Annotated in this window: 21 protein-coding genes; 11 read left to right on the top strand and 10 right to left on the bottom strand. The window is 66.9% G+C overall.

The genetic code is table 11. The features are described 5' to 3' along the window. Positions 1-23: 23 nt before the first annotated feature. The 4 genes from P7644_RS14150 to hemC are packed head-to-tail and all read right to left on the bottom strand — an operon-like array spanning position 24 to position 4,133. Entirely contained in the window at positions 24-1,286 is a 1,263-nt protein-coding gene (locus tag P7644_RS14150; protein ID WP_404299899.1) for a heme biosynthesis HemY N-terminal domain-containing protein, read from the bottom strand. 24 nt (positions 1,287-1,310) lie between these two features. Further along, on the bottom strand, positions 1,311-2,396 hold the full coding sequence (locus tag P7644_RS14145; protein ID WP_404299898.1) for a uroporphyrinogen-III C-methyltransferase: 1,086 nt from the start codon (positions 2,394-2,396) through the stop codon (positions 1,311-1,313). Then, entirely contained in the window at positions 2,386-3,195 is an 810-nt protein-coding gene (locus tag P7644_RS14140) for a uroporphyrinogen-III synthase (protein ID WP_404303212.1), read from the bottom strand. Before P7644_RS14140 ends, P7644_RS14145 begins: the two co-directional genes overlap by 11 nt. A gap of 8 nt (positions 3,196-3,203) precedes the next feature. Beyond that, positions 3,204-4,133, bottom strand: coding sequence for a hydroxymethylbilane synthase (gene hemC / locus P7644_RS14135; protein WP_404299897.1), 930 nt, complete (start codon positions 4,131-4,133; stop codon positions 3,204-3,206). Between the two features lie 115 nt (positions 4,134-4,248). On the opposite strand from hemC, the gene ppc reads away from it, so the two are divergent. Next, on the top strand, positions 4,249-7,098 hold the full coding sequence (ppc, locus tag P7644_RS14130) for a phosphoenolpyruvate carboxylase (protein ID WP_404299896.1): 2,850 nt from the start codon (positions 4,249-4,251) through the stop codon (positions 7,096-7,098). A 36-nt stretch (positions 7,099-7,134) separates the two neighbouring features. Here the strand turns inward: ppc and P7644_RS14125 are convergent, their stop codons facing one another. Then, on the bottom strand, positions 7,135-8,355 hold the full coding sequence (locus P7644_RS14125; protein ID WP_404299895.1) for a spherulation-specific family 4 protein: 1,221 nt from the start codon (positions 8,353-8,355) through the stop codon (positions 7,135-7,137). A 137-nt stretch (positions 8,356-8,492) separates the two neighbouring features. Here P7644_RS14125 and P7644_RS14120 point away from each other — a divergent pair, with 137 nt between their 5' ends. Both P7644_RS14120 and P7644_RS14115 read left to right on the top strand, forming a co-directional pair. Continuing rightward, positions 8,493-9,221 (top strand): hypothetical protein, encoded by a 729-nt coding sequence (locus tag P7644_RS14120; RefSeq protein WP_404299894.1) that lies wholly within the window; start codon positions 8,493-8,495, stop codon positions 9,219-9,221. After that, positions 9,218-9,760 (top strand): FlgO family outer membrane protein, encoded by a 543-nt coding sequence (locus P7644_RS14115; protein WP_404299893.1) that lies wholly within the window; start codon positions 9,218-9,220, stop codon positions 9,758-9,760. Before P7644_RS14120 ends, P7644_RS14115 begins: the two co-directional genes overlap by 4 nt. A gap of 83 nt (positions 9,761-9,843) precedes the next feature. Here P7644_RS14115 and flhC read toward each other — a convergent pair whose 3' ends face one another. The 3 genes from flhC to bfr all read right to left on the bottom strand — a co-directional run bounded on the left by flhC (position 9,844) and on the right by bfr (position 11,470). Further along, entirely contained in the window at positions 9,844-10,383 is a 540-nt protein-coding gene (gene flhC / locus P7644_RS14110; protein ID WP_404299892.1) for a flagellar transcriptional regulator FlhC, read from the bottom strand. Between the two features lie 48 nt (positions 10,384-10,431). Then, positions 10,432-10,761, bottom strand: coding sequence for a flagellar transcriptional regulator FlhD (gene flhD, locus P7644_RS14105; protein ID WP_404299891.1), 330 nt, complete (start codon positions 10,759-10,761; stop codon positions 10,432-10,434). A 232-nt stretch (positions 10,762-10,993) separates the two neighbouring features. Continuing rightward, positions 10,994-11,470, bottom strand: coding sequence for a bacterioferritin (bfr, locus tag P7644_RS14100; protein WP_404299890.1), 477 nt, complete (start codon positions 11,468-11,470; stop codon positions 10,994-10,996). A 195-nt stretch (positions 11,471-11,665) separates the two neighbouring features. On the opposite strand from bfr, the gene ahpC reads away from it, so the two are divergent. The 8 genes from ahpC (at position 11,666) to P7644_RS14060 (ending at position 21,003) form a co-directional block, all read left to right on the top strand. Then, positions 11,666-12,241 carry an alkyl hydroperoxide reductase subunit C gene (ahpC, locus tag P7644_RS14095; protein ID WP_404299889.1) on the top strand — a complete coding sequence of 192 codons (576 nt, stop codon included), beginning with the start codon at positions 11,666-11,668 and terminating at the stop codon, positions 12,239-12,241. Between the two features lie 106 nt (positions 12,242-12,347). Then, positions 12,348-13,910, top strand: a complete 1,563-nt coding sequence (gene ahpF / locus P7644_RS14090; protein ID WP_404299888.1) for an alkyl hydroperoxide reductase subunit F — start codon at positions 12,348-12,350, stop codon at positions 13,908-13,910. Between the two features lie 47 nt (positions 13,911-13,957). Beyond that, a complete protein-coding gene (locus P7644_RS14085) occupies positions 13,958-14,311 on the top strand; it encodes a hypothetical protein (RefSeq protein WP_404299887.1) in 354 nt (117 codons plus the stop codon). A gap of 160 nt (positions 14,312-14,471) precedes the next feature. Further along, the gene (locus tag P7644_RS14080; RefSeq protein WP_404299886.1) at positions 14,472-15,698 is read left to right on the top strand and encodes a TolC family protein; all 1,227 of its coding nucleotides are present in this window, start codon (positions 14,472-14,474) and stop codon (positions 15,696-15,698) included. 90 nt (positions 15,699-15,788) lie between these two features. Continuing rightward, positions 15,789-16,331 (top strand): hypothetical protein, encoded by a 543-nt coding sequence (locus tag P7644_RS14075; RefSeq protein WP_404299885.1) that lies wholly within the window; start codon positions 15,789-15,791, stop codon positions 16,329-16,331. Further along, positions 16,328-17,446 (top strand): efflux RND transporter periplasmic adaptor subunit, encoded by a 1,119-nt coding sequence (locus P7644_RS14070; RefSeq protein WP_404299884.1) that lies wholly within the window; start codon positions 16,328-16,330, stop codon positions 17,444-17,446. Before P7644_RS14075 ends, P7644_RS14070 begins: the two co-directional genes overlap by 4 nt. Positions 17,447-17,456: 10 nt before the next feature. Beyond that, on the top strand, positions 17,457-20,576 hold the full coding sequence (locus tag P7644_RS14065) for an efflux RND transporter permease subunit (RefSeq protein WP_404299883.1): 3,120 nt from the start codon (positions 17,457-17,459) through the stop codon (positions 20,574-20,576). A gap of 31 nt (positions 20,577-20,607) precedes the next feature. Then, positions 20,608-21,003, top strand: coding sequence for a hypothetical protein (locus P7644_RS14060; protein ID WP_404299882.1), 396 nt, complete (start codon positions 20,608-20,610; stop codon positions 21,001-21,003). Positions 21,004-21,264: 261 nt separating this feature from the next. Here P7644_RS14060 and P7644_RS14055 read toward each other — a convergent pair whose 3' ends face one another. Together P7644_RS14055 and P7644_RS14050 are read right to left on the bottom strand one after the other, a co-directional pair. Next, entirely contained in the window at positions 21,265-21,897 is a 633-nt protein-coding gene (locus P7644_RS14055) for a hypothetical protein (RefSeq protein ID WP_404299881.1), read from the bottom strand. Between the two features lie 137 nt (positions 21,898-22,034). Beyond that, a complete protein-coding gene (locus P7644_RS14050) occupies positions 22,035-24,326 on the bottom strand; it encodes a YjbH domain-containing protein (RefSeq protein ID WP_404299880.1) in 2,292 nt (763 codons plus the stop codon). Positions 24,327-24,509: the final 183 nt, after the last annotated feature.

Here is a 24,509-nt window from a genome sequence, read left to right as displayed (position 1 = left end):
AGGCCTCCGGCCTTGGCTGGCGGCTATTGCTGCGCCGCCTGCTTCCAGGCCTGCGCGGCGGCCTCGGCGTCGCCGCGCCGCTCGGCCAGCTGCGCCAGGTGGCACCAGGCGCTGGCGCGCAGCGGCGCATCGCTCAGGTGCTGTGTCGCCTGGGTCAGCAGCTGTTGTGCCTTGCCCCACAGCTCGCGCTGCACGCAGGCCATGGCCGACAGGAATTGCAGGCGCGCATTGCGTGGATCGGCCTGCTGCGCCGCTTCGATGCGTGCGAGCCAATGCGCGTCCAGGCCTTCAAGACTGGCCGCCAGTGCGCGCACCACCTTCAACTGCTGCCCATCGGGTAGCTCGCCCATGCGCTCCCACACGGGCAGCAGCCAGGCGCGTACCTGGGTGGCTGGGCCGCCCAGCTGCGCCAGGCGCTGCGCCGCCTGCACGGCGATTTCGGGCATGGCGCGCTCGCCGCTCTCCAGGCCCAGCCAGATGCGCTGCAGCTGGGCCGGATCATGCGCATCGTTGATGAGCTCCACGGCCAGGCCGCGCACGATGCTCTCGGCCGCGGCCGGGGAGAACGCGCGGTGCTTGCCCAGCAGGCGCGCGGTTTCCAGGGCCTGCTCCGTCTGGTGCGACAGGCGCGCCGCCTTCAGCCGTGCGCGCAGCGCCAGCGTGCGCCGCGCCGTGCCCGCGGGCAGGGCGGACAGGCGCTCCATGGCGGTGCTGGCATCGCGCTCGTCGAGCGACCAGCGTGCGGCGCGCAGTTGCGCGCCCTCGCGCAGCTCCAGCATGGAGGCGGGCACGCGCTCCGGGATGTTGTCCAGCGCCTGCTGCAAATGCTCCTCGCGTGTGCCGCGATCCTGCAGGGCGTGGGAGCTTTCCGCCGCCACCAGATGGGCCAGCGTGCGTAACTGGCGGCCGTGGGGCAGGGCCTGCCTGGATTGTTCCAGCGCCTGCTCCTGGGCGATGGCCGACTCTGCCGCCTTGCGCGCACGCAGGAAGCGCCCGGCCAGCATCTGCGACAGCGCGTCGAGCAGCGCGCCGTGCATGGCGCGTTCCTTTTGCAGCAGGCGCCAGCGCCGCGCCCGTACCGGCAGCTGCAGCAGTGCGGAGACCCCGCGCAGCGCTGCATACAACAGGGTAAATCCGCCCAGCAGCAGCACGACCACCAGGTTGAGCGACAGATCCACGCGGTAGGGCGGCCAGAACACCGTCACCGTGCCCTGGTTGTCCCCCACAAACAGCGCCACGGCGACGGCCGCGCCGAACAGTGCCAGAAACCAGAGTGCTGCGCGCATGGTGTGTGTCGGTCCTACGGCGGGTCAGCGGCCGGCCGCGGCTGTCGCCAGTGCGGCGAAGCTGTCGTCGAGCTGGGGCATCTCGGCGGTCTTCATGTGGGACTGAAGCTGCTGCAGGGCCGTAGCGGCATTTTGCGTGCGACGCGATGCGGGGTCGAAGTATTTGTTCAGCGCCGCGTTGGCGCTCGCCAGGTCGGTGCGTGCCGAGTCCATGCGGCGCGCGAGCAGCCCCAGGCGCGCGTTGAGCAGCTTGAGCTTGAGGTTTTCACGCAGGAAAAAGGCCTGGTCGGGTGCGAGCAGCATGGCGTCTGGCTGGTCTATGCGGCTCACGCGCACCAGGCCGCGGATTTCGTCGCGCACGGCCTCCCAGCCGCGGCGCAGCGTGGCCTGCCAGGCGGGCTCGCTGGCGCTGTCGGCGGGCGTTGCGGGGGCTGGCTCGCTGCCCGCCTGGCGGCGCATCACGGCGGCCTGGGCCACTTGGCTGACGAGCGGCAGCTCGTCCGCCTGGCGCACCAGGTCGTCAATGCGCGCCAGCAGGCCGGCGGTGTCGGTGACGGAGGCTTGCTCCAGGCGTTCCAGGTCGTGGCCCATGGCGCGCAGCACGGGCGCCAGGCGCGGCTGGGCGGCGCGCTCTATGCGCTGGCTGGCACTCTTGAGCGCCGCCACCAGCGGCTGCAGGCTGCCGGTGAGCTGTGCCTGCTGCTGCGCCAGGCGCAGGCCGGCATCGATGTCCACGACCAGGTTTTCGTCGCGCGAGCGCGACAGGCTTTGCATCAGCTCTTCGAGCTGGCTGCGCTGCAGGGCCACCTCGCCCACACGCGCCTCGGCCACGGCCAGGCGGGACGAGGTCTCGCGCGCCAGATCCTGCGCCTGCTGGGCCACGGTGCGCGCTTCTATGGCCTGGGCGCCGGAGTCCGCCGACTGGCGTGCCAGCTGTTCCTGGATGGAGGCCAGGCGCTGCCACAGCAGCACCGTACTGACCAGCGCGGCGATCATGACGATGCCCAGCGCGTAGAGCGCCGCGCCGCCGCCGCTGTGGCTGGCGGGGGGGGATGTCCGGGCCGCTGACGGCGTGGTGTCGGACAGCTCGGGTGCAGGCTCAGTGCTCATGCGGCGATTCTATCGACGCGGCCACTTCATTGAATGCCGGACGGCATTGCGTGACGCTGCCAAAGCCGGCCGCGCGCGCCGCCTGCGCAATGCGCGGGTGGGTGGCCAGGGCGCGCGCCCGGCCCCAGTCCTGCTCGGGTAGGGCGCCGGTCAGATGGGCAACGGCCTCGGAGCTGCTGAGCAGCCAGATGGAGCCGTCGCCGGCGGCCGCGCGCGCCAGCGTCAGCTGCCCGGCATCGAGCCGGGGCGCGCCGCGTTCGTAGGCGGCGACAAAGTCCACGGCGCCGCCGGCCGCAGCGATCTGGCGCGCCAGCCATTCGCGGCCGTTGCCGCCCTCGGCGCCGGGCGTATTCGTGCCGCGCACGATGAGCACGCGGTCGCCCCGGTCGATTTGTGGCGCCACGACCTGCCACAGCGCCTCGGAGTCGAACTGCTCGGCGTCGGCCCGGGGAGCGTCGATGCGCTGCCCGGGCAGTCCTGCCTGGCGCAGCGCCGCGACCGTGCCCGGGCCGGGAGCCCATACTCTTGTATTAATAGCTGTTTGCGCTTGCTGGGTAAGCGATTGGGGCTGATTTTCTTCAAAAAAATACTGGGCCGCATTGCCGCTCACGAACATCACGGCGCGGTAGCTGGCGAAGCGTTCACGTGCTTGCCGCAGCGCCTGGCGCAGCGCGGGGTCGGTCACCGCGCCGATGGCGATCAGCGGTAGTGCCTGGGCCGCAATGCCGCGCGCCTGCAGGTCGGCCACCCATTGGGCGGCCTCGCGCGCCGGGCGGGTGACGATGGCGCGCGCGGTCATGGCCATGCTCAGCCGGCCCCGATGGCGCCGGCGGCACGCAGCTTGGCGGCCACGGCCAGGCCCAGCGCGTCGGCCTCGTCCAGCGTGCGCACGCGGGCTGCTCCTGCAGCGCGCACCAGCGGCAGCCGGCCTTCGATGTCGCCCCAGGCGGCTTGCAGCTGCAGCTGGTCGTCGCTCCACTGGCCATGGGCGGCCAGCGGCATGGAGCAGCTGCCGCCCATGGCGCGGCTCACGGCGCGCTCGGCCGTCACCGTGAGCCAGGTGCGTTCATGTGCCAGCGGAGCCAGCGCCTCGCGCAGGTCCTGGCGCTGGCTGCGGATCTCGATGCCCAAGGCGCCCTGGCCGGCGGCGGGCAGCATCTGTTCGGGCTCGAAGATGCTGCGGATGCGTTCGCGTAGGCCCAGGCGTTTCAGGCCCGCGGCGGCGAGCACGATGGCGGCGTACTGGCCCTCGTCGAGCTTGCGCAGGCGCGTCTGCACGTTGCCGCGCAGCGGCTCTATCCGCAGGTCGGGTCGCAGCGCCTGCAGCAGCACCTGGCGGCGCAGGCTCGACGTCCCGACCACGGCGCCCTGCGGCAGTTCGTCGAGCGTGGCGTAGCGCGGCGAGACGAAGGCGTCGCGCGGGTCCTCGCGCTCCATGACGCAGGCCAGGGCGAAGCCCTCGGGCAGCTCCATGGGCACGTCCTTGAGCGAGTGCACGGCGATGTCGGCGCGGCCTTCCTCCAGCGCCACCTCCAGCTCCTTGACGAACAGCCCCTTGCCGCCGACCTTGGACAGCGTGCGGTCCAGGATCTGGTCGCCGCGCGTGGTCATGCCCAGCAGGCTGACCGCGTGGCCGCGCGCGGCGAGCAGGGCCTGCACATGCTCGGCCTGCCACATGGCGAGCTGGCTTTCGCGCGTGGCGATGACGATGGGGGTGAGGGCACTGGAGTGGGTCATATCGGCAATCTTGCGGTCCCTGCGCACTCAATGGCAGGGCAACAGGAGATGCTAGCATGCTGCGCTGCAACACCCATTGGCGATTACTTTGATGGGTATCAGGAGACACCAACGCATGACCGCCCCCGTTCGCAACACCGATGCCCCAGCCACCACACCCTCCGTGCGCAAGACGGACAAGGATTTTCCGCTGATCCAGGACATTCGCCTGCTCGGGCGCATCCTTGGCGACGTGATCCGCGAGCAGGAGGGCGTGGCCGCCTATGAGGTGGTGGAGCAGGTCCGCCAGCTGTCGGTGGCCTTCCGCCGCGATGCCGACCAGGAGGCAGACCGCGCCCTGAAGAAGCTGCTCAAGGGCCTGACGGGCGACCAGACGGTGAGCGTGATCCGCGCCTTCACCTATTTCAGCCATCTGGCCAACCTGGCCGAGGACCGCCACCACATCCGCCGCCGCGCCGTGCATGAGCGCGCTGGCAGCAGCCAGGAGGGCAGCATCGAGGTGGCGCTGGCGCGCCTGCGCTGGGCCGGCATTGCGCCGAGCACCGTGGCGCAGACACTGGCCACGAGCTATGTGGCGCCCGTGCTCACGGCCCATCCCACCGAGGTGCAGCGCAAGAGCATCCTGGACGCAGAGCGTGGGATCGCGCAGCTGCTCGCCCAGCGCGACGACATCCAGGCGCGTGCCCAGCTGTACAACAGCGCCAAGGACACCCTGAGCCCGCGCGAGCTGGCAGCCAACGAGGCGCAGCTGCGCGCGCGCGTGGCCCAGCTGTGGCAGACGCGGCTGCTGCGCTATTCCAAGCTGACCGTGGCCGACGAGATCGAGAACGCGCTGTCGTACTACGAATCGACCTTTCTGCAGGAGATCCCGCGCATCTACGCAGATCTGGAGCGCGAGCTGGGTGGCAGCCAGGAGGTGGCCAGCTTTTTGCGCATGGGCCAGTGGATAGGGGGCGACCGCGACGGCAATCCCAACGTCAGCGCCGACACCCTGGCCCTGGCCCTGCGCCGCCAGGCCGAGGTGGCGCTGCGCCACTACCTGACCGAGGTGCACCACCTGGGGCGCGAGCTGTCGCTCTCAAGCAACCTGGTGCAGGTCTCGCCCGAGATGCGGCAGCTGGCCGAGCGCTCGCCCGACACCAACGAGCACCGCCAGGACGAGCCTTACCGCCGCGCTCTCACCGGCATCTATGCGCGCCTGGCCGCCACGCTCACGGAGCTGACGGGCGGCGAGGCCGCGCTGCACGCCGTGGCGCCGCAAAACGCCTACGCCAGCGCCGCGGAGTTTCTGGCCGACCTGCGTGTGATCGAGGCCTCGCTGCACTCGCACAGGGGCGCGGCACTCACCGGCGAGCGCCTGCACCCCCTCATTCGCGCCGTGGAGGTGTTCGGCTTTCACCTGGCCACGGTGGACCTGCGCCAGAGTTCGGACCAGCATGAGCGCGTAGTGGCCGAGCTGCTGGCCACGGCGCGCGTGCACGCCGACTATGCGGCCCTGTCCGAATCCGAACGCCGCAGTCTGCTGCTGGGCCTGCTGTGCGACGCGCGGCCGCTGCGCGTGGTGGGCGCGCAGTACTCGGAGCTGGCGAGGAGCGAGATCGCCATCTTCGAGGCCGCGCGGCTCATGCGCGAACGCTATGGGCAGGAGGCCATACGCCACTACATCATCAGCCACACCGAGACGGTGAGCGACCTGCTGGAGGTGCTGCTGCTGCAAAAGGAGGTGGGCTTGATGCAGGGCACGCTGGATGCGGCCGCCCGCGCCGACCTGATCGTCGTGCCGCTGTTCGAGACCATAGAGGACTTGGAGCAGTCCGCGCACATCATGCGCGAGTTCTATGCCCTGCCCGGCGTTGCCGCGCTGGTGCGTGCCAGTGGCGCCGAGCAGGACATCATGCTCGGCTACAGCGACAGCAACAAGGACGGCGGCATCTTCACCAGCAATTGGGAGCTGTACCGCGCCGAGATCGCGCTGGTGGCGCTGTTCGACGAAATGAACGCCGCCAAGGCCGGCGCGCCCATCAGGCTGCGCATGTTCCACGGCCGCGGCGGCACCGTGGGGCGCGGCGGCGGCCCGAGCTACCAGGCCATCCTGGCGCAGCCGCCGGGGACGGTGCGCGGCCAGATCCGCCTGACCGAGCAGGGCGAGGTCATCGCCTCCAAGTACGCTAACCCCGAGATCGGCCGGCGCAACCTGGAAACCCTGGTCGCCGCCACGCTGGAGGCTACGCTGCTGCAGCCCACCAAGCCGGCCACCAAGGCCTTCCTGGAGGCGGCCGAGCAGTTGTCGCGGGCCAGCATGGCGGCCTACCGTGCGCTGGTGTACGAGACCCCGGGCTTCACCGACTATTTCTTCAACTCGACCCCGATCCGCGAGATCGCCCAGCTCAACATCGGCTCGCGCCCCGCATCGCGCAAGGCGACGCAAAAAATCGAGGACCTGCGCGCCATTCCCTGGGGCTTCAGCTGGGGCCAGTGCCGCCTGACGCTGCCGGGCTGGTTTGGTTTTGGCGCCGCGGTGCAGGACTTCATGCATGCGCCGGGCAAGGACCCCAAGACCCAGTTGGCGCTGCTGCGCAAGATGTACCGCCAATGGCCGTTCTTTCGCACGCTGTTGTCCAACATGGACATGGTGCTGGCCAAGAGCGACCTGGCGCTGGCGTCCCGCTACAGCGAACTGGTGCCCGACGCGCGCCTGCGCAAGAAGGTGTTTTCGGCCATCGAGCAGGAATGGCAGCGCACGGCCGAGGCGCTCACGCGCATCACGGGAGAAAAGCAGCGCCTGGCGGCGAACACCGCGCTGGCGCGCTCCATACGCCACCGCTTCCCCTATATCGACCCGCTGCACCACCTGCAGGTGGAACTGGTGCGCCGCTGGCGTGCCGGCCAGGACGACGAGCGCGTGCAGACCGGCATCCACATCTGCATCAACGGCATTGCGGCGGGGCTGCGCAATACGGGTTGACAGGCTGGGCGGCACCCCAGGTGCCGCCCAAGGCCGTCAGCAGGTGGGCAGGGAGTTGCCCTTGTTGGTGGCGTCCACCGTGCCCAGGAAGGATTTCCAGTAGGCGGTGGCAGGCAGCGCAGACCAGGGGGCGCTAATGGTCTGGTCGGTGACGAAGACCCAGCCGGTATTCATGCGTGGCAAATGGGCCCGGGCCACGGCTGCCTTCATGTCAGAGCAGGTGCTGGCCGTATGCACCTGCATGGCCTGCGCGGCGTTCTGCCCGTCGTAGACCCACGAGGCGCTGGAGGTCTGTGGATCCGTGGTCTGGTAGTTGGTGGCGGAGCCGTTGTAAGTCACCAGCACATTGACAAGGCCTGCATAGTCCTTGTGGGGATAGGCGCCGGGATTCCCGACCACGAGAGGAGGCGTTGTTCCCAGGCCCGTGGTCGCCGCGATGTGGGCAGAGAGGGGTTGGTAGAACGACGCGATGAGGTTGCGCTCGACTGCCATGCCGTCCAGGTAAAAGCCATCGATCTTGGTGTTGTAGTGCGTGGCGTATTGGCTGATGGTGGTTTTGACATCGGTCAATGAAATCGTGCCGTTGGTGCCGCCGCCGGTGGCGACATAGCCAAACACCTTGGTGTTGGGGTGTGCGGCCTTGAGTGCGTCGATTGCGGTGACGAGCGCGCTGTCCGGCGTGTAGGTGCCTGCGGGGATGATGCCGCTGGCGGCGTTGTCGGGTTTCACGACGACGTTGATCTTGACGTCCGGATAGCTTTGGGCGCCCGTGGTGAGAGCAGTCCAGGCGGCCGCGTTGCTGGCGCTGAAATAAGCGGGCACCAGCACTTGCAGCCTGTCGGGAGCGGGGCGTATGTAGGCCGGGAAGGTTTGCGTGACCTTGTTGGTGGCCGTGGCACTGGCCGTGATCGACATGGCGCCCGTGGCGGCTGCAACGGGCACGCTCAGTGTCGTGGAGGCAACCCCGCCCTTCGGCAGGATGGAGGTCGGGCTTACCGTCCCAGGAGCGGCGGAGAAAATGACGGGGATGCTGTCCGCGTTGCCGCCATCTCTGGTGGCTTGCACGGACAGGGTGTTCGTGGTCGAGCCCTGGTCGAACACGTTGGCATGGGCATGGTTCAGAAACTGCAGGCTGACAACCCCGGGCGGCGGCGGCGGGGGTGGCGGCGCAGAGGTGGACTTGTCCGTCGAGCCGCCGCAGCCTGCCAGGGTGGCGCTCATGGCCAGCAGGAACGCAAGTGGGTGTGTGGTGCGCATCGGTTTCATATCGGGCTTGGTGTTGCAATTGTCACGGTATGTTAATCATGGCCATGATGGCGAAACCTAGGCTTTGGGCGGGAAATCCGGCGCTGTTGCATCGATTGCACGCGGCCTGCCTGCCTATCATCGGGAGCATGTCTTCTTCCATTTCCTGTGCTCCGGCCCTCGCGGCCTTGTTGGCTGCGGCCCTGCTGGCGGGTTGCGGCACCCTGGACGTGCCGCGCGCCGACAACTACCCCGCCACGGGCCAGAAAAAGGCGCGGGCGGTGCATCACTGGGACTTGCTGGCGGACGATGTGGCCGCGCGCGTGGCCGAGAAGATCGCCGCTTGGCCTGCGGGCGAACACCCGATCCACCTCACGGTGGCGGACGGCTCCAGCTTCAACCAGGGCTTTCTGAAGCTGCTGAGGGTGCGCCTTTTGGACAGGGGCGTCGCCCTGTCTACGGTACCGACGGGCGTTGAGCTGGAGCTGCAGACCCAGGTGGTGCAGCACCGGGCGTCCGTGCCCAGCAATCTGCCCATTCCCACGCCCTGGACCTTGTTGGGCACCGGTGTAGGCGTGTGGCGCGATTGGGAAACGCATTATTCGGACCGCGTGCTGCTGCCGGGCGTGGCCACGGCCATCGGGGTGGGGGCCGGCCTGGCGATCGATATCGCGCAGCGCCATACCCAGGGCGCCGCAGCGGGCGGGCCGACACGCACCGAAGTGCTGGTCACGACCATCTTGAAAACTCCTGACCGCTACCTGGCGGGCTCCGCAGACATGTATTACATAGAACGCGACGATGCCGTGCTCTATCAGCCGGAGCCGCCACTGCCCGCGCCCACGCCGCTGCGCACCTGGAAGGTGGTGGCGCCATGAAGCGGCGCCACGCCATGGCGCTCATGGGGCTGGCCTGCGCCGGCGTGCTGGCGGGTTGCGCGCAGTACTACTACGGCCCATCGGCGGCGGCGCCCGTGGCCCAGGATCTGCTGGCCCTGAGCCGGGACGCGGCTGATGCACTGCTGGCGCAGGTGGTGCTCGACCCAGCCCAGCCGGTGATCGTGTCCACCGTGGTGCAACTGGATCGGCTGGACGCCTCCTCGCGCCTGGGGCGCCTGGTCTCCGAACAGGTGGGTGGCCGGTTCGTGCAACGCGGTCTGCGCGTCACCGAGCTGCGCATGCGCGACAGCCTGGCGCTGCGGCCCGGGCAGGGCGAGTTGCTGCTGTCGCGCCAGGTGCTGGAGGTGGCGCGCGCCCAGGCGGCGCAGGCCGTGCTGGTGGGCACCTATGCGACGGCGCCGCAGGCGGTGTTTGTGAGCCTCAAGCTCGTGGGGATGGGCAATGCGGTGCTCGCGGCGCACGACTACGTGCTGCCCATGGATGGCAATGTGCGTGGCCTGCTGGCGGCTGGCTTGTGACGCCTGTGGGTCTACAGTTGCTCTTTGTTTGATAGCTTCTTGCGCCTGTTGGATGGGCGCTAGAGGCTATTTGGGCTACAAATTCAATGCAGCGTGAGGGCGCCTGCGCTCTTGCTCTTGCCCGCGCGTGCCGGCGGGTTGCACAGGCCGCAGGTGTAGTGGCGGTTCTCGTACAGCTCGGTGACGAACTGGCCGCCACACTGCGAGCACTTGGTGCGGGTCAGCATGCCCGCATCGACGAACTTGACCAAGCGCCAGGCGCGCGTGAAAGACAGCAGGGGCTCGATCTCGGCGGCCGCGACCTGCTCGTTGTACAGGCGGTAGGCCTTGGTGAGCAGTTCCACGCTGTCCAGGCTCACGCCCTTGGACAGGTATTCGTAGATGTTCAGGAACAGCGAACTGTGGATGTTTTCCTGCCAGGTCAGGAACCAGTCGGTGGAGAACGGCAACTGGCCCTTGGAAGGCGACTTGCCCGCGATTTCCTTGTACAGGCGGATCAGGCGCTCGTACGACAGCGTGGTCTCGGACTCCAGCACCTGCATGCGGGCCCCCATCTCGATCAGCATGGCGGCGCGTGCGATTTGCTTGGACTCGTTGAGGACGCTTTTGGCGGGTGCGGACATGGCGGGCTTTCGGTAGCTAACGGGCGGGGCAGGGTGCGGGCGTTTGGTTTAGAGCACTTCGGACACGCGGCTGGCCATGAGGATGTTGGCGTGCAGCGTGTTCGTCGCCTCGTTGATCGACTTGCGCGGCGTGTTGTGGTTGGTCAGCAAGCTCCACACCAGCTCGTCGTCCACGCGGAAGCTGCACAGCAGCGTGTTGCGCGAGGCCAGCTTGAGCACCTGGGCCGCGGACAGCGAGGCCAGAATGTCGGCGGCCTCTTCGTTGATCCCCAGGCGGAACACGGCTTCGGCCTTGTCCTGGCGAATCAGGGTCTGGGCCAGCATCAGGTAGGTGAGGTTGGCTTCGCGGATTTCGGCGAGCAGTTGTTCGGTGGTCATGGGTCAATCCTTTCCAGTGGAGGGATCTCGCTTGCTTGCAAGTTGTTGCATGTGTTGCGTGATCCGTTGAAATGGATTGTGAAACCTGGCCAAAAGGAAATTAAGTCGGGCTTCGGCGCTGCGTGTTGTCTCGTTGCCTGACGGGGTCTGTAGGAATTTGCCTTACATCGCAGTCGGCTTGCGGGCGTAAAAAACGGGCCGAGGCCCGTTGTGTATCGAGGTGTGTGCGCTGTCAGTCGGCGTCGCCCATCTGCGACTGCAGATAGTTGTGCAGGCCCAGTTTGTCCACGAGCCCGATCTGGGTCTCCAGAAAATCGATGTGTTCCTCGGTGTCTTCCAAGATGTCCTGCAGCAGGTCGCGCGAGACATAGTCGCGTACCGACTCGCAGTAGGCAATGCCTTCCTTGAGGGTGAGCTGCGCATCACGCTCCGCGCGCAGGTCGCATTCCAGTATCTCGGGCACGTCCTCGCCGATCTGCAGCTTGGCCAGGTCCTGCAGATTGGGCAGGCCGTCGAGCATGAAGATGCGCTCCATGAGCCTGTCGGCATGCTTCATCTCGTCGATCGACTCCTCATATTCCTTCTTGGCCAGCTTGTCGAAGCCCCAGTGCTTGAGCATGCGGTAATGCACGTAGTACTGGTTGATCGCGGTGAGCTCGTTCTTGAGCTGGGCCTGCAGGTGGGCAATGGCTTGTGCGTCGCCTTTCATGGGGGCTCCTGGTTGACTGGACAAGGCCTGCATTGTGGTCCACTTCGCGCGGGGCTGCTATGGTCACCCATGACGGGGAACTTTTATAGTTTTGCACAATCAAATCAATGAATTCAATTGATTGGATTCATGTGTGCCAAGGCACTAGACTTCATTCCGTTATCACTTCAACAACGCAACCGAAAGGAAACATCCATGTCCTTGATCAATACCCAGGTGCAGCCCTTCAAGACCACCGCCTTCGTCAACCGCGGCGGCAAGGGCGAGTTTATTGAAGTCACCGAGCAGAGCCTCAAGGGCAAGTGGTCCGTGCTGATCTTCATGCCGGCCGCCTTCACCTTCAACTGCCCCACCGAGATCGAAGACGCCGCCGAGCACTATGCCGAGTTCCAGAAGGCCGGTGCCGAGGTCTACATCGTGACCACCGACACGCATTTCTCGCACAAGGTGTGGCACGAGACCTCGCATGCCGTCGGCAAGGCCCAATTCCCGCTGGTGGGCGACCCCACGCACCAGCTGACGAACGCCTTCGGCGTGCACATCCCCGAAGAAGGCCTGGCCCTGCGCGGCACCTTCGTGATCAACCCCGATGGCATGATCAAGACGCTGGAGATCCACTCCAACGAAATCGCCCGCGACGTGTCGGAAACCCTGCGCAAGCTCAAGGCCGCCCAGTTCACCGCAGCGCATCCTGACCAGGTGTGCCCCGCCAAATGGCATGAAGGTGCCAAGACGCTGACGCCTTCGCTGGATCTGGTCGGCAAGATCTAAGTCACGGCTCAACCGCAGCTCCGAGCCGGACACCTGCATGGCGTGCGCGCCATGCTGTCCGGCTTTTTCACGCCCATTTTTTGCATACGCCCAAGGAGGACACCACATGCTTGACGACCAACTCAAATCCCAACTCGCCGCTTATCTGGAGCGTGTGACGCAGCCGTTCGAGATGGTGGCCTCCCTGGATGATGGCGAAACCTCGGCGCAGATGCGCGAGCTGCTCACGACAATCCAGCAGCTGCGCGGCGACAAGATCACGCTGCGCACCGACGGCCAGGATGCGCGCCGCCCCTCGTTCACGCTGCAGCGCCTGGGCACGGACACCAGCCTGCGCTTTGCCGGCCTGCCACTGGGCCATGAGTTCACCTCGCTGGTGCTGGCGCTGCTGTGGACGGGCGGCCACCCGCCGAAGGTGGAGCAGGACCTGATCGAGCAGGTGCAGGCCTTGGAGGGCGACTACGACTTCGAGGTCTACATGAGTTTGACATGCCACAGCTGCCCCGACGTGGTGCAGGCGCTGTCGCTCATGGCCATCCTCAACCCGCGCATCAGGACGACGGTCATCGAGGGCAGCGCTTTTCAAAAGGAAGTCACCGAGCGCGAGATCATGGCCGTGCCCATGGTCTACCTGAATGGCCAGGAGTTTGCCGCCGGCCACATGGAGCTGGCGAAGATCATCGCCAAGCTGGACACCGGCGCGGCCAAGCGCGAGGCGGCCAGGCTCTCGGCCAAGGAGGCCTTTGACGTACTCATCGTCGGCGGTGGCCCGGCCGGCGCGGCCGCCGCGGTGTACGCGGCGCGCAAGGGCATACGCACGGGCGTGGCGGCCGAGCGCCTCGGGGGCCAGGTCAATGACACGCTGGACATCGACAACTACATTTCCATCCCGCACACCGAGGGGCCGCAGTTCGCCGCCGCCCTGGAGCGTCATGTGCGCGACTACGAGGTGGACGTGATGAACCTGCAGCGCGCCACGGTCTTGAGGCCGGCCGCCACCGAGGGCGGCCTGATCGAGGTGGAGATGGACAACGGAGCGGTGTTGAAAAGCAAAACCGTCATCCTCTCGACCGGCGCGCGCTGGCGCAACATGAACGTGCCCGGCGAGGATAAATACCGCACCAAGGGCGTGGCCTACTGCCCGCACTGCGACGGCCCGCTGTACAAGGGCAAGCGCGTGGCGGTGATCGGCGGCGGCAACTCCGGCGTGGAGGCCGCCATCGACCTGGCCGGCCTGGTGGAGCATGTGACGGTGTTCGAGTTCATGCCGCAACTCAAGGCCGATGCCGTGCTGCAAAAGAAGCTGGCCAGCCTGCCCAACGTGGAGGTGATCCTCAACGCCCAGACCACCGAGGTGCTGGGCGACGGCAGCAAGGTCACCGGCCTGGCCTACAAGGACCGTGCCACGGGCGAGGACAGGCAGGTCGAGCTGGCGGGCATCTTCGTGCAGATCGGCCTGCTGCCCAACACCGACTGGCTCAAGGGCGCGGTCGAGCTGTCCAAGTTCGGCGAGATCGTGATCGACGCCAAGGGTCAGACCAGCGCGAGCGGAGTGTTCGCGGCCGGCGACTGCACCACGGTGCCGTACAAGCAGATCGTGATTGCCGCGGGAGCGGGTGCGACGGCGGCGCTCAGCGCGTTTGACCACCTGATCCGCACCTCGGCCTGAAGCATGGTCTTGAGCATGCAGGGCGCGCTATAGAATGCGCGCTCTTCATGCGCCGTTTGCTGCTCGTTCTTTTGCTGGTGTTCATACCGCTGCAGTCCGTCTGGGCCGCAGCGGCGGCCTATTGCAGCCACGAGGCGGCACCGAGCGCGGTGCATTTTGGCCATCATGTGCACCAGCACCATGGCGACGATGACGGCGATAAGGCCGGCACCAGCCTGGCCAAGACCGCGTTGGATATGGACTGCCATGCCTGCCACAGCATGGCCAACGCCCTGCACCAGGACGCCAGTGCCACCCCCCTGTGGGTGCAAGACATGCAGCTGGCGCCGCCCCTACGCTTTACGCTCCCCACCCCCAGCCCCCAGCGGCCCGAACGCCCCAACTGGCCGCCCCTTGCCTGAGCGGCAAGGCGGGGCAGGGCAGCCCTTTCCCTCTTCATGACTCCCGCGGCATAAGCCGTAGGGCGCATTGCGTCTTGCCGATGTTCACCACCTGGCCTTGCCATAGGAGCAATATCGGATGCAATCGAATCCCCCGAGACCACGGCCGCGCATTGGGCTCGTGGCCTGTATTTGGGCGCTGGCGGCCACGGCTGCCGTGGCCCAGCCCACCGCGCCGCCGCACACGTCAGCGCTGCAGGCCTTGTTCGCGCAGGCCTGGCGGTTGCAGCCCGAGGCACAGGCGCTTGCGCTACGCCGCCAGGCCGCCCAGGCCCAGCGCGACGGCGCCGATGCCTGGACGGCCGAGCCCGCCGCCCTGGAGCTGCAAACCAAGACCGACCGCCCGGGCAGCCGCCTCGGCAATCGCGAACACACCGTCGGCGTGGCCCTGCCGCTGTGGCTACCCGGCGAGCGTGCGCGCAGGGCGGCGCTGGGCGATGCCGAGCTGCAGGCCGTGCACAGCAGCAGCCAGGCGGCGCAGCTGGCGTTGGCCGCGCGTGTGCGCGAAGCCTGGTGGCTGTGGCAGCGCACCTGCGGCGATCTGGCGCTGGCGCAAGACCAGATGGACAGCGCCCAGTCCCTGGAGGCCGACGTGGCACGGCGTTTTGCCGTGGGCGATATGGCGCGCGCCGACCTCTACCAGGCCCAGGCGGGCGTGGCCCAGGCCCAGGCCGCTGCGGCCCAGGCGCAAGGCGCCTGCGATGCGGCGCGCGCGGCCCTGTCCGTATGGGGTGGTGCGCAAGACCTGCACGCCACGGGCCAGGCCCTGGCCGCCGAGCCCGAGCCGGCGCTGGATCAACCCCTGTCCGTGCCACCCGCGCACCCGGCCCTGGCCGAGGGCGAGCGCCTGGCCGCCGTGGCACGCCGCCAGGCCGAGCTGGTGGCCGTGCAAACGCGCGCCAACCCCGAGCTGACGCTGTCGGCCGCCAGCGCGCGCGGCCAGGCGGGGGAGAGCTACCAGCAGTCCGTGACCGTGGGCGTGCGCCTGCCGCTGGGTGCTGGCGTGCGTGCCCAGGCGCGCGAGGCGACGGCCCTGGCCCAGGCGCTCGAGGCCGACACGCGCGTGCAGCGCGAGCGCGAGCGCCTGGCTGCCGATCTGCGTGCCGCCGCCGCCCAGGCCCGGGCCGCCGCCGCACAGCAGCAGGCCATGGCGCGCAACGCCGAGCTGGCGCGTGCCACGCGCGGCTTTGTCGCCAAGGCCTTTGCCCTGGGCGAGGCCGACTGGCCCACGCGGCTGCGCGTGGAACAGGACGCCGTGCTGGCCGAGCGCCAGTGGCTGCGCGCACGCATCGACGCCGCCGCCGCCGTCTCCACCCTGCGCCAGGCACTGGGTCTGCTGCCTCAATAAGCCATTTTTTAATAAAAAGGCCTGAAACGCTTTACTGGTAAGCGCTGAAAGCTATCAAAAATTAGTCGATAAGCCATTTTTGGGGTTGATATGTACCACCAAGGTTTTCTTTCCCGTGCCCTGGCCTGCCTGCTGGGGGTGTTTGTGCTCGCCGCCAGCGCCCACGAGGGCCATGACGACGCGCCCGCCACCGCGCAGGCCGGTGCCGCGCCGCGCTTTGCCGCGGTGTCCGAGCAGTTCGAGTTGATCGGCGTCATCGATGGGCGCAGGCTGTCCTTATTTCTCGACCATGCGCCTGACAACAGCCCCGTGCGCGAGGCGCGGCTGGAGCTGGAGGTGGGCGGCAAGCCCCTGGCCGTAACCCAGGTGGCCGAGGGGCAGTACCAGGCAGAACTGGCCCAGCCCTTGGCCGATGGCGAGACGCCGGTGACGGCCACCGTGATCGCGGGTGCGGACAGTGACCTGCTGGCCACCGACATCGACTGGCATGCCCCCGCCGCAGCCGCGCAAGCACCTGCCTGGGGCGGCAAGAGCATCCTGGCCAGCGCCGCGGCAGCGCTGCTGGCCCTGGCCGCCTTGTGGGCCTGGCGCAGCCGCCGCGCCGCCAGCCTGCGCATGGGAGGTGCAGCATGAGCCGCCGCCCCGCCAATCACCTGAATGCCCTGGCTCTGACCCTGGTCCTGGCCTTGCCCCTGGCCGCCCAGGCCCATGAAGGCCACGACGACGCGCCTCCTCCCGCCGTCAGCGGCGAGAGCCCGCGCCGCCAGAGCGATGGCAGCGTCTTCATCCCCAAGCCGGCCCAGCGCCAGCTCGGCCTGCGCACCCTGGTGGCGGTTGCGGGCGAGCACCCGCGTTCCTTTGAGCTGGCGGGCAGCGTGGCCATGGATCCCAACGCCGGCGGCAAGGTGCAGGCAGCCCTTGCCGGGCGCCTGGAGGCCGGCCCCCAGGGCCTGCCCAGCCTGGGCCAGGCCGTGAAGAAGGGCCAGGTGCTGGCCTACGTGGTGCCCACGGCCGGGGTGCTGGAGCGCTCCAGCCAGCTCGCCCAGCAGGCCGAGCTGCGCGCCGCTAAAGGGTTGGCAGAGCGGCGCGTGGCGCGCCTGCGTGAGCTGGCCGACACCGTGGCGCGCAAGGACATCGAGGCGGCCGAAAGCGAGCTGCAAAGCCTGAGCGCGCGCCTGGCCGCCGTGGGCGCGGGCCTGGCGCAGCGCGATGCGCTGGTGGCGCCGGTGACGGGCGTCATCGCATCCAGCAACGCCGTGGCAGGGCAGGTGCTGGACGCGCGCGAGCAGGTGTTCGAGGTGGTGGATCCGACCCGTCTGCGCATCGAGGCCCTGGCCTACGACCCGGCGCAGGCGCAGGACGTGGCCTCTGCCAGCCTGGCGCTGCCGGGCGGGCAGGCCGTGCCGCTGCGCTTCATCGGCGCGGCGCGCAGCCTGCGCGAGCAGGCGCTGCCGCTGTCCTTTGCCGGCGACGCGCAGGCGCTGGCGCAGCTGGCCCTGGGGCAGGGCGTGCGCCTGGTGGTGCAGACGCGCACGCGTGTGGCCGGGGTGCGGATTCCGCTGATCGCGCTGCAGAAAAACTCGTCCAACCAGGCCATCGTTTGGGTCAAGACCGCGCCCGAGCACTATGCGCCGCGCGTGGTGCACTACCAGCCGCTCGACGGCGTGCATGTCGCCGTGACCAGGGGCCTGCAGCCCGGCGAGCGCGTGGCCACGCAGGGCGCGTCACTGCTCAACCAGATCCGCTGAAGGGACCGCAATGTTCAAGTGGCTTCTGGAAAAAAGTCTGACCCACCGCCTGCTGGTGCTGGTCACCGCCGCCGTGCTCATGGCCTATGGCGCCTACACCCTGTCGCGCATGCCGGTGGATGTGTTCCCCGACCTGAACAAGCCCACGGTCACGGTGATGACCGAGGCCGGCGGCATGGCCGCCGAGGAGGTGGAGCAGCTCATCACCTTCGCGCTGGAGACCAGCATGAACGGCCTGCCCGGCGTGGAGAGCGTACGCTCCACGTCCAGCGCCGGTCTGTCCTTCATCTACGTCACCTTCGACTGGAGCGTGGACATCTTTCGCGCACGGCAAATGGTGTCCGAGCGGCTGTCGTCGATGGAGGACGGTCTGCCCCCCGGCGTCACGCCGCGCATGGGGCCGGTGAGCTCCATCATGGGCGAGATCATGCAGGTGGCGATACCGATAGACGCGACGCGCACCACGCCCATGGCCGTGCGCGAATACGCCGACTGGGTGCTGCGCCCGCGCCTGCTGGCCATACCCGGCGTGGCGCAGGTGATACCGATTGGCGGCGAGGTGCGCCAGTTTCAGGTACAGCCCGACACGGCGCGCATGGCGCAGCTGGGCATCACGCCCGAACAGTTGTCAAACGCGCTCAAGGGCTTTGCCGCCAACACCTCGGGCGGCTTCCTGGAGGCCAACGGGCGCGAGCTGCTGATCCGCCACCTGGGGCGCACGGCGCGGCTCGATGACCTGCAGAACCTGGCGCTCGCGGCGCGCAATGGCCAAGGCATCCTGCTGCGCCAGGTGGCGCAGGTCAGTTTTGCCCCCGCCACCCGGCGTGGTGACGCGGGTTTCGAGGGGCAGCCGGCCGTTATCTTGGGGCTGCAGAAGCAGCCCACGGCGGACACCATGGCGCTCACCGGACGCATAGAGGCGGCGCTCGACCAGCTTGCGCAAACCCTGCCCGCGGGCATGGAAAAGCCGCGCGTCACCTTCCGCCAGGCGAGCTTTATCGAGGCCTCGGTCACCACGCTGCAGGGCAAGCTCATAGGTGCCTCGGTGTTCGTGGCGGTGATCCTTTTCGTCTTCCTGGGCACGCTGCGGCCCACGGTGATTGCGCTCACGGCCATTCCCGTATCCATCTTCCTCACGGCGCTGGTGTTTCGCTACTTCGGCCTGTCCATCAACACCATGACGCTGGGCGGCCTGGCGATCGCCATCGGCGGCCTGGTCGACGACGCCGTGGTGGACGTAGAAAACGTGCTGCGCCGTCTGAAGATGGACCGGCAGAAGCAGGGCGGCGCGCGCCTGCACCCGCTGGAGATCGTGAAGCTTGCCTCGCTGGAGGTGCGCTCGGGGATCGTCTACGCCACGGCCATCATCGTGCTAGTGTTCCTGCCGCTGTTCGCGCTGCCGGGCATAGAGGGGCGACTCTTCGTGCCGCTGGGCGTGGCCTTCATCGTCTCGACGCTGGCCTCGCTCCTGGTATCCGTCACCGTCACGCCGGTGCTGGCCTTCTACCTGCTGCCGCGCATGAAGAGCCTGGAGCATGGCGACACGCGCCTGCTGGCTTGGCTTAAACGCCGCTATCGCGCGAGCCTGGCGCGCGTGCTGCAGCACCCCAGGCAGGCAGTGGCGGCGGGCGCCGTGGCCGTGCTGCTGGCGGCGGCGGCCGTGCCGCTCTTCCCCACCACCTTCCTGCCGCCCTTCAACGAGGGCACGCTGCTCATTGGCATGCGCCTGAACCCGGGCGTGACGCTGTCCGAATCCACACGGCTCGCCAGCCAGGCCGAGCGCCTGGTGCGCGAGGTGCCCGAGGTCACCCATGTGGGCCGGCGCAGCGGCCGTGCCGAGCTCGATGAGCACGCCGAGGGCGTCCATGTGAGCGAACTGGACGTGGGTCTGCTGCCCGCCAGCGCAATGCGCCGCAGCATGGCCGAGGTGCAGGCCGATATCCGCGGGCGCCTGGCGCCGCTGCCCGCCGCCATCTCCATGGGCCAGCCGATCTCGCACCGCATAGACCACATGCTCTCGGGCGTGCGCTCGCAGATCGCCATCAAGCTGTTTGGCGAAGACCTGGACACCCTGCGCGGCCAGGCCGAAAGCCTGCGCGCGCGGTTGGCGGGAGTGGAAGGCCTGGCCGACCTGGAGGTGGAAAAGCAGGTGCTTGCGCCGCAAATCACCGTGCGCGTGGATTACGCCGCAGCCGCGCAATACGGCGTGCCCGCGTCGCAGGTACTGGCCACGCTGCAAGGACTGGTGGAGGGCGAGAGGGTGGCGCAGATCGTCGAAGGCGGGCGGCGCTTTGCCCTGGTGCTGCGCCTGCCCGACAGTGCGCGCGGCATAGAAGGCCTGTCGCAGCTGCTGCTGGACACGCCCCAGGGGCGCGTGCCGCTGTCGCGCCTGGCCAGCATCGAGGAGGGCGACGGCCCGAACCAGATCAGCCGCGACGATGGCCGTCGGCGCATCGTTCTGTCAGCCAATGCCCAGGGCCGGGCGCTGTCGGACGTGGTGGCCGACATCCGCGCCGTGGTCGCCGACACCCGCCTGCCTGAGGGTTACTTCATCACCCTGGGCGGGCAGTTCCAGGCCCAGGAGGAGGCCAGCCGCCTGGTGGGGCTGCTGTCGCTGGTGTCGCTGGCGCTGATGTTCGTCGTGCTCTACACGCGCTACCAGTCGGCACGGCTGTCGGCGCTCATCATGGTCAACATCCCGCTGGCCCTGGTGGGTGCGGTGCTGGGGCTGTGGCTCTCGGGCCAGCCGCTGTCGGTGGCGGCGCTGATCGGCTTCATCACCCTGGCGGGGATCTCGGTGCGCAACGGCATCCTGAAGGTGAGCCACTACCTGAACCTGATGCGCACCGAAGGGGAGAACTTCGACCACGCCATGATCCTGCGCGGCAGTCTGGAGCGCCTGAGCCCGGTGCTGATGACGGCCCTGGTGACGGCCTTCGCCCTGGCCCCGCTGCTGCTGGAGGCCGAGCGCCCGGGCACCGAGATCCTGCACCCGGTGGCGGTGGTCATCTTTTCGGGCCTGGTCAGCTCCACGCTGCTCGACACCTTCCTCACCCCGGCCCTGTTTTGGCTCTTTGGCCGGCGTGATGCCGAGCGCCTGCTCCATGCCGACAGTGCCGGCGCATTCTGAGTTCACTTCGTCTCATGAAAGGATCTATTCCATGAACCACGCAACGACCCGCGCCGCCCTGGCTGCCCTCGCGCTCGCGCTGGGCTCGGCCCTCCCGGCCTACGCCCACGGCGACAACCATGCCCACACGCCACAGCATGGTGGCGTGGTGACCGAGGTGGGCGACATGGAGTACGAACTGGTGGCCCGGCCCGACCGGATCACGCTATACCTGCGCGCCCACGGCCAGCTGGCCAAAACCGACGGCGCCAGTGCCAGGCTCACCCTTTTGAGCGGCAGCGATAAAACCGAGGCCACACTGGCTCCCTCCGGTGCGGGCACGCTCGAAGCCAAGGGTGCGTTCAAAGTGTCCCCCGGCACCAAGGTGGTGGCACTGGTAATGCTGCCGAGCAGGAAGGTGGCGAATGTGCGCTTTGCGGTGAAGTGAGGCTCTAAGCGTTCCGCAAACCCATCTTCCGTGACGGCTTCAGTTGCGAATCCCGAGCTTTGACTTCAGTTGGGAGTGCCACTGCTGTCATGACCTCAAGCTCTTGAATTCCCCGGTGCGAACACGCATGCCGGGCGGTATGGCAGGGGGCCTTCTGGTGGAGGCCCCCTATGCCGATCAATCAGGCCAGTTGAGATGTTTATCTGACTGTCATTGTCCGCCAAGGCGGGTTTTTCAAGAGCAGTCCAGAAGAGTTCTCACTTAATTAGCACCCGTACCCGGCTTGGTTTCCACTTGACCAATGGGGGCGGTGCTGCCGTTCACGCGCACAGTACCATCTTGTGCAATGACCACTTTCACGGGGGCAGAGCCAAGGGTTGCACCCAATTTCAGCGTGGCGGTGGTGTTTTGCTCCGTGCCATCGGCTGTTTTTTGTGCCGTGTTCACGCCGGTCTCGCAAGGCGTGATGGTGATCACACGTCCGCCCGCAGCCAGCTCAGCGGTTGTCAGAGGTGCAGCCAGGGGACCGCTGGGGAAATCGGTTGCGGTGATCGTGAAAACACACGAACCAAAAGAAAACTTGCCAGTAGCTTTGTTGGCGCTGGTCTTCACTTCAAACTCTGGTGCGGCGACCGTGCCCTTGATGGCCAAGGTCGTAGCTTCTGTCGTGCCCAACTCTGCCGTCCCGCTGGGGAAACTGAAACCGCTGCTCACAGTCTGCAAGGTCGTCATGGTGCCATCAGTGTTGCTGTCTTTGTTCAGCGTTTTAGACACATTGGACGAGGCTACCTTGACCGGTGCTGGGTCGCTACCACCACCGCAAGCCGCCAAAGCTGCCGCAGCAACCATCGAAACTACCAGAATACGCGCGTTACGGGAAAAACGAAAAGTCATGCTGAAACTCCTCCGGAATGGGTGGGTAAAAAAGACGGATTACACAAACTAATATAACTTACAAATATAGAGCAATTGCTTGCGTGCGGACATGAACTGCCATGAACGCAACTCAAGGCGCCAAATCTGGGTGACTTTTACTTATCTGCCTTTTCGTTACGCCATTGCTCTTGCACTACTCGGCGCAACGATGGCAGGCGAGCCTGCAAATCCATATCACTGTTACGGCCATTGTCGGACAAATCGGTCAGCAACCCGTGGCGTACGCGGGGCATTTCGCCATAGCCGTAAAGCAATGCGTTGTCCGTACCGCCCACCTTGGTTTGCAATCCCCAATTCCAGCGATCGGTTCCGCGTACGGTGGTGCCAGAGCCCAACGCCAACGCTTCTTTGGAGCCTAGCGGCAAGGTCAGCGTCACGCCCAGCGCCTTGACGCGTTGCCCCAACAAGCTGCCGGCCTCGCCTTGGCTGGATCGGTAAAAAAGTTGTACCTGCCGGTCGCCGAACCAATGGCTGCTGGCCAGGCGATAGCCCTTGTCCCCACCCAGAAAGCGCCCAACCACAGCCTCAAGGTTCCACAGGCCGGGTACCAGGTTGTATTGCGTTTCCAGCATGACTGGGGTACGGGCGATATGCGTTGTTTCATGCCTGTAGCGCCCCAAGGTACCTGCAATGCGCCAGCGGCCATCACCCGGAAGCCACGAGGCATCGAGTTGCGCACCCAGATAGCGGCGGTTGATATAGCCAGCATTCAACTGCGTTGCCACTCCCCGGGATAGGGGATGGATATAGCTGAGCATGGCCATATCAAAGCTGGCCGCGGGATGGCGGTTGCTGGCAAACACATGTCCGTCGGAAAAATCCCCGGAATGAGCTATCGGTATCTGGTAGGTGCCCTGCCAGAACAGGCCTTTGGCCAAATGCACCTCTGCCCCCATCTCGAGTGCCAACGAATAATCGGCCAATCCAAACTCCGTGCCCACCGTGGTGCGCAACGAAGGGCCGACTTCGATCTGCGGTGCCCAGGCCGCATTGTTCGCGCCAGTGGCCACCAGGGGCGCGGACTGGCGCTGCACCACCGGAAGCGAAGCGCCTGCCTGGACACGACGCATGGCAACGGGGAGGGCCGCCTGCTCACAGCCCACATCGTGGCCCAGCCACCGGGCTAAGCAGTTTGCACTGGTGCGCACATGCAAAGCCGGTATTTTTTGGTAGGTCAGTGTCACTGCCACTTCGTCGGTCGATGCGGTGCCCACTTGTTGCAACCACGATGCCAGTGCAGCGCCGGCGCCATCCAGTTGGCTCTGGCGCCAGCGGCGTGGCTCGGCTTGCACAACCCACAAGGCTTGGGAGTGCTGGGCATCCGCAGGCCAATAGCGAACTTCGATATGTGCAAATCCCTTGGCCTGGAGTTGCTGCACCAAGGCCGGCGGATTGGCCAAAGTAGGTGCTGCCGTAGGCCGCTGTGCCACCGCCGTTGCGGTGGCCTGGGCCTGGGAAGAGGCAGTGGCCACGGCCAAAGAGGAACGAGAGGGTATGGCCGGCTGAACCGCAGGTTGCTGCGGTAAGGCTGTTGTCTCTGCCTGCAGGTAGCCTGCCGTTGCTGGGCGCAGCGCTTCCTCGGGCTTCCCCAGCATGATGTGCAATGCTGCCGTCCATTGCCAACGCTGCAGCATCGCCGGATCGTTGAGTGCGCGGCTCACGCCAAACTCCAATTGTGCAGATTTGCCCAGCGGTTGGCGGTATTGCGCTCCTGCGCGCCAGGTTCGGCTGTCATATTCGACCACCCCTGCCCAATGGTCGGAAACGCGCAGGTAGGCGCTGCCAAAAGGGCCATCCAGCAAGGCCAATCGCGATTTGGGACGGCCATAGCCCAGGCTCATGTCCACCGGCCCCCAGGTGCTGGTGGCAACGCCGTAGATCTGCCGGTAAGTGGTCGCAGCACCGCCATAGTCGGTAAAGCCCAAGGCCAACCGTGTGCCCCAGGGTAATTCCAGAGGCAGTTGGTACTTAGCGCCTACCGATAAATCACGCTGCCCTCCTTGGCATGCAGGGCGGTCATATGTGCTGCATTGCAGATCCCCTTCAAAAGCCAATCGAGCGACCACTTCCAGGCCGGGCAGCAAGCCCAGGCCTGCATTCAAGCTGCCAAATCCTCCTGCATGGATGCTGCGTCGGATTTCTGGGTTGTTGTTCGTCAACCCAATGCCAGCCCCGCCCCAGGGCAGCACATCAGCGGTGGGTACGTTGATCGCACCCGTGTAACCGCTGGGGGATAGCGAGCCGCTGGGCCAGGCCCCCTCATCGGCCCAGGCCGTACTGGCAGCGCAACCAAGCGATATTCCCACCACCACGCTGAGCCCAGCCCGCGAAAAAGGCAAATAAGACAAACCAGTGTCCTCTTTCAGGGTGCGGGGGGGGGAAATCATGACAGAAGTGACAGTTGTAAACTAATGAACTTTACTAGTTTACAAGCCTGGATTTTTGCAGTGGTTGCAGGGGCGGTGCATGTTGACTCCCTGGCCATGGCGCTCGCGCAGAAGACCCCTACCAATGGGGTCGGCCATTTTTTATGACCCTCCCTTTTTCCTCTCGTTTCCTACTTTCAAGCC

Source organism: Alicycliphilus denitrificans, from assembly GCF_044792555.1.
Classification (GTDB): domain Bacteria; phylum Pseudomonadota; class Gammaproteobacteria; order Burkholderiales; family Burkholderiaceae_C; genus Alicycliphilus; species Alicycliphilus denitrificans_A.
This window is presented reverse-complemented; position numbering and strand designations above follow the sequence as displayed.

What these genes read in the sequence shown, in the direction of transcription:
- P7644_RS14075 (WP_404299885.1), top strand. Translation starts at nt 15,789, where the DNA reads ATGTACCACCAAGGTTTTCTTTCCCGTGCCCTGGCCTGCCTGCTGGGG.
- flhD (WP_404299891.1), bottom strand. Translation starts at nt 10,761, where the DNA reads ATGACCACCGAACAACTGCTCGCCGAAATCCGCGAAGCCAACCTCACC.
- P7644_RS14140 (WP_404303212.1), bottom strand. Translation starts at nt 3,195, where the DNA reads ATGACCGCGCGCGCCATCGTCACCCGCCCGGCGCGCGAGGCCGCCCAA.
- P7644_RS14060 (WP_404299882.1), top strand. Translation starts at nt 20,608, where the DNA reads ATGAACCACGCAACGACCCGCGCCGCCCTGGCTGCCCTCGCGCTCGCG.
- P7644_RS14050 (WP_404299880.1), bottom strand. Translation starts at nt 24,326, where the DNA reads ATGATTTCCCCCCCCCGCACCCTGAAAGAGGACACTGGTTTGTCTTAT.
- bfr (WP_404299890.1), bottom strand. Translation starts at nt 11,470, where the DNA reads ATGAAAGGCGACGCACAAGCCATTGCCCACCTGCAGGCCCAGCTCAAG.
- ahpF (WP_404299888.1), top strand. Translation starts at nt 12,348, where the DNA reads ATGCTTGACGACCAACTCAAATCCCAACTCGCCGCTTATCTGGAGCGT.
- P7644_RS14085 (WP_404299887.1), top strand. Translation starts at nt 13,958, where the DNA reads ATGCGCCGTTTGCTGCTCGTTCTTTTGCTGGTGTTCATACCGCTGCAG.
- P7644_RS14115 (WP_404299893.1), top strand. Translation starts at nt 9,218, where the DNA reads ATGAAGCGGCGCCACGCCATGGCGCTCATGGGGCTGGCCTGCGCCGGC.
- P7644_RS14065 (WP_404299883.1), top strand. Translation starts at nt 17,457, where the DNA reads ATGTTCAAGTGGCTTCTGGAAAAAAGTCTGACCCACCGCCTGCTGGTG.
- flhC (WP_404299892.1), bottom strand. Translation starts at nt 10,383, where the DNA reads ATGTCCGCACCCGCCAAAAGCGTCCTCAACGAGTCCAAGCAAATCGCA.
- P7644_RS14055 (WP_404299881.1), bottom strand. Translation starts at nt 21,897, where the DNA reads ATGACTTTTCGTTTTTCCCGTAACGCGCGTATTCTGGTAGTTTCGATG.
- P7644_RS14070 (WP_404299884.1), top strand. Translation starts at nt 16,328, where the DNA reads ATGAGCCGCCGCCCCGCCAATCACCTGAATGCCCTGGCTCTGACCCTG.
- P7644_RS14120 (WP_404299894.1), top strand. Translation starts at nt 8,493, where the DNA reads ATGTCTTCTTCCATTTCCTGTGCTCCGGCCCTCGCGGCCTTGTTGGCT.
- hemC (WP_404299897.1), bottom strand. Translation starts at nt 4,133, where the DNA reads ATGACCCACTCCAGTGCCCTCACCCCCATCGTCATCGCCACGCGCGAA.
- ahpC (WP_404299889.1), top strand. Translation starts at nt 11,666, where the DNA reads ATGTCCTTGATCAATACCCAGGTGCAGCCCTTCAAGACCACCGCCTTC.
- P7644_RS14150 (WP_404299899.1), bottom strand. Translation starts at nt 1,286, where the DNA reads ATGCGCGCAGCACTCTGGTTTCTGGCACTGTTCGGCGCGGCCGTCGCC.
- P7644_RS14125 (WP_404299895.1), bottom strand. Translation starts at nt 8,355, where the DNA reads ATGCGCACCACACACCCACTTGCGTTCCTGCTGGCCATGAGCGCCACC.
- P7644_RS14145 (WP_404299898.1), bottom strand. Translation starts at nt 2,396, where the DNA reads ATGAGCACTGAGCCTGCACCCGAGCTGTCCGACACCACGCCGTCAGCG.
- ppc (WP_404299896.1), top strand. Translation starts at nt 4,249, where the DNA reads ATGACCGCCCCCGTTCGCAACACCGATGCCCCAGCCACCACACCCTCC.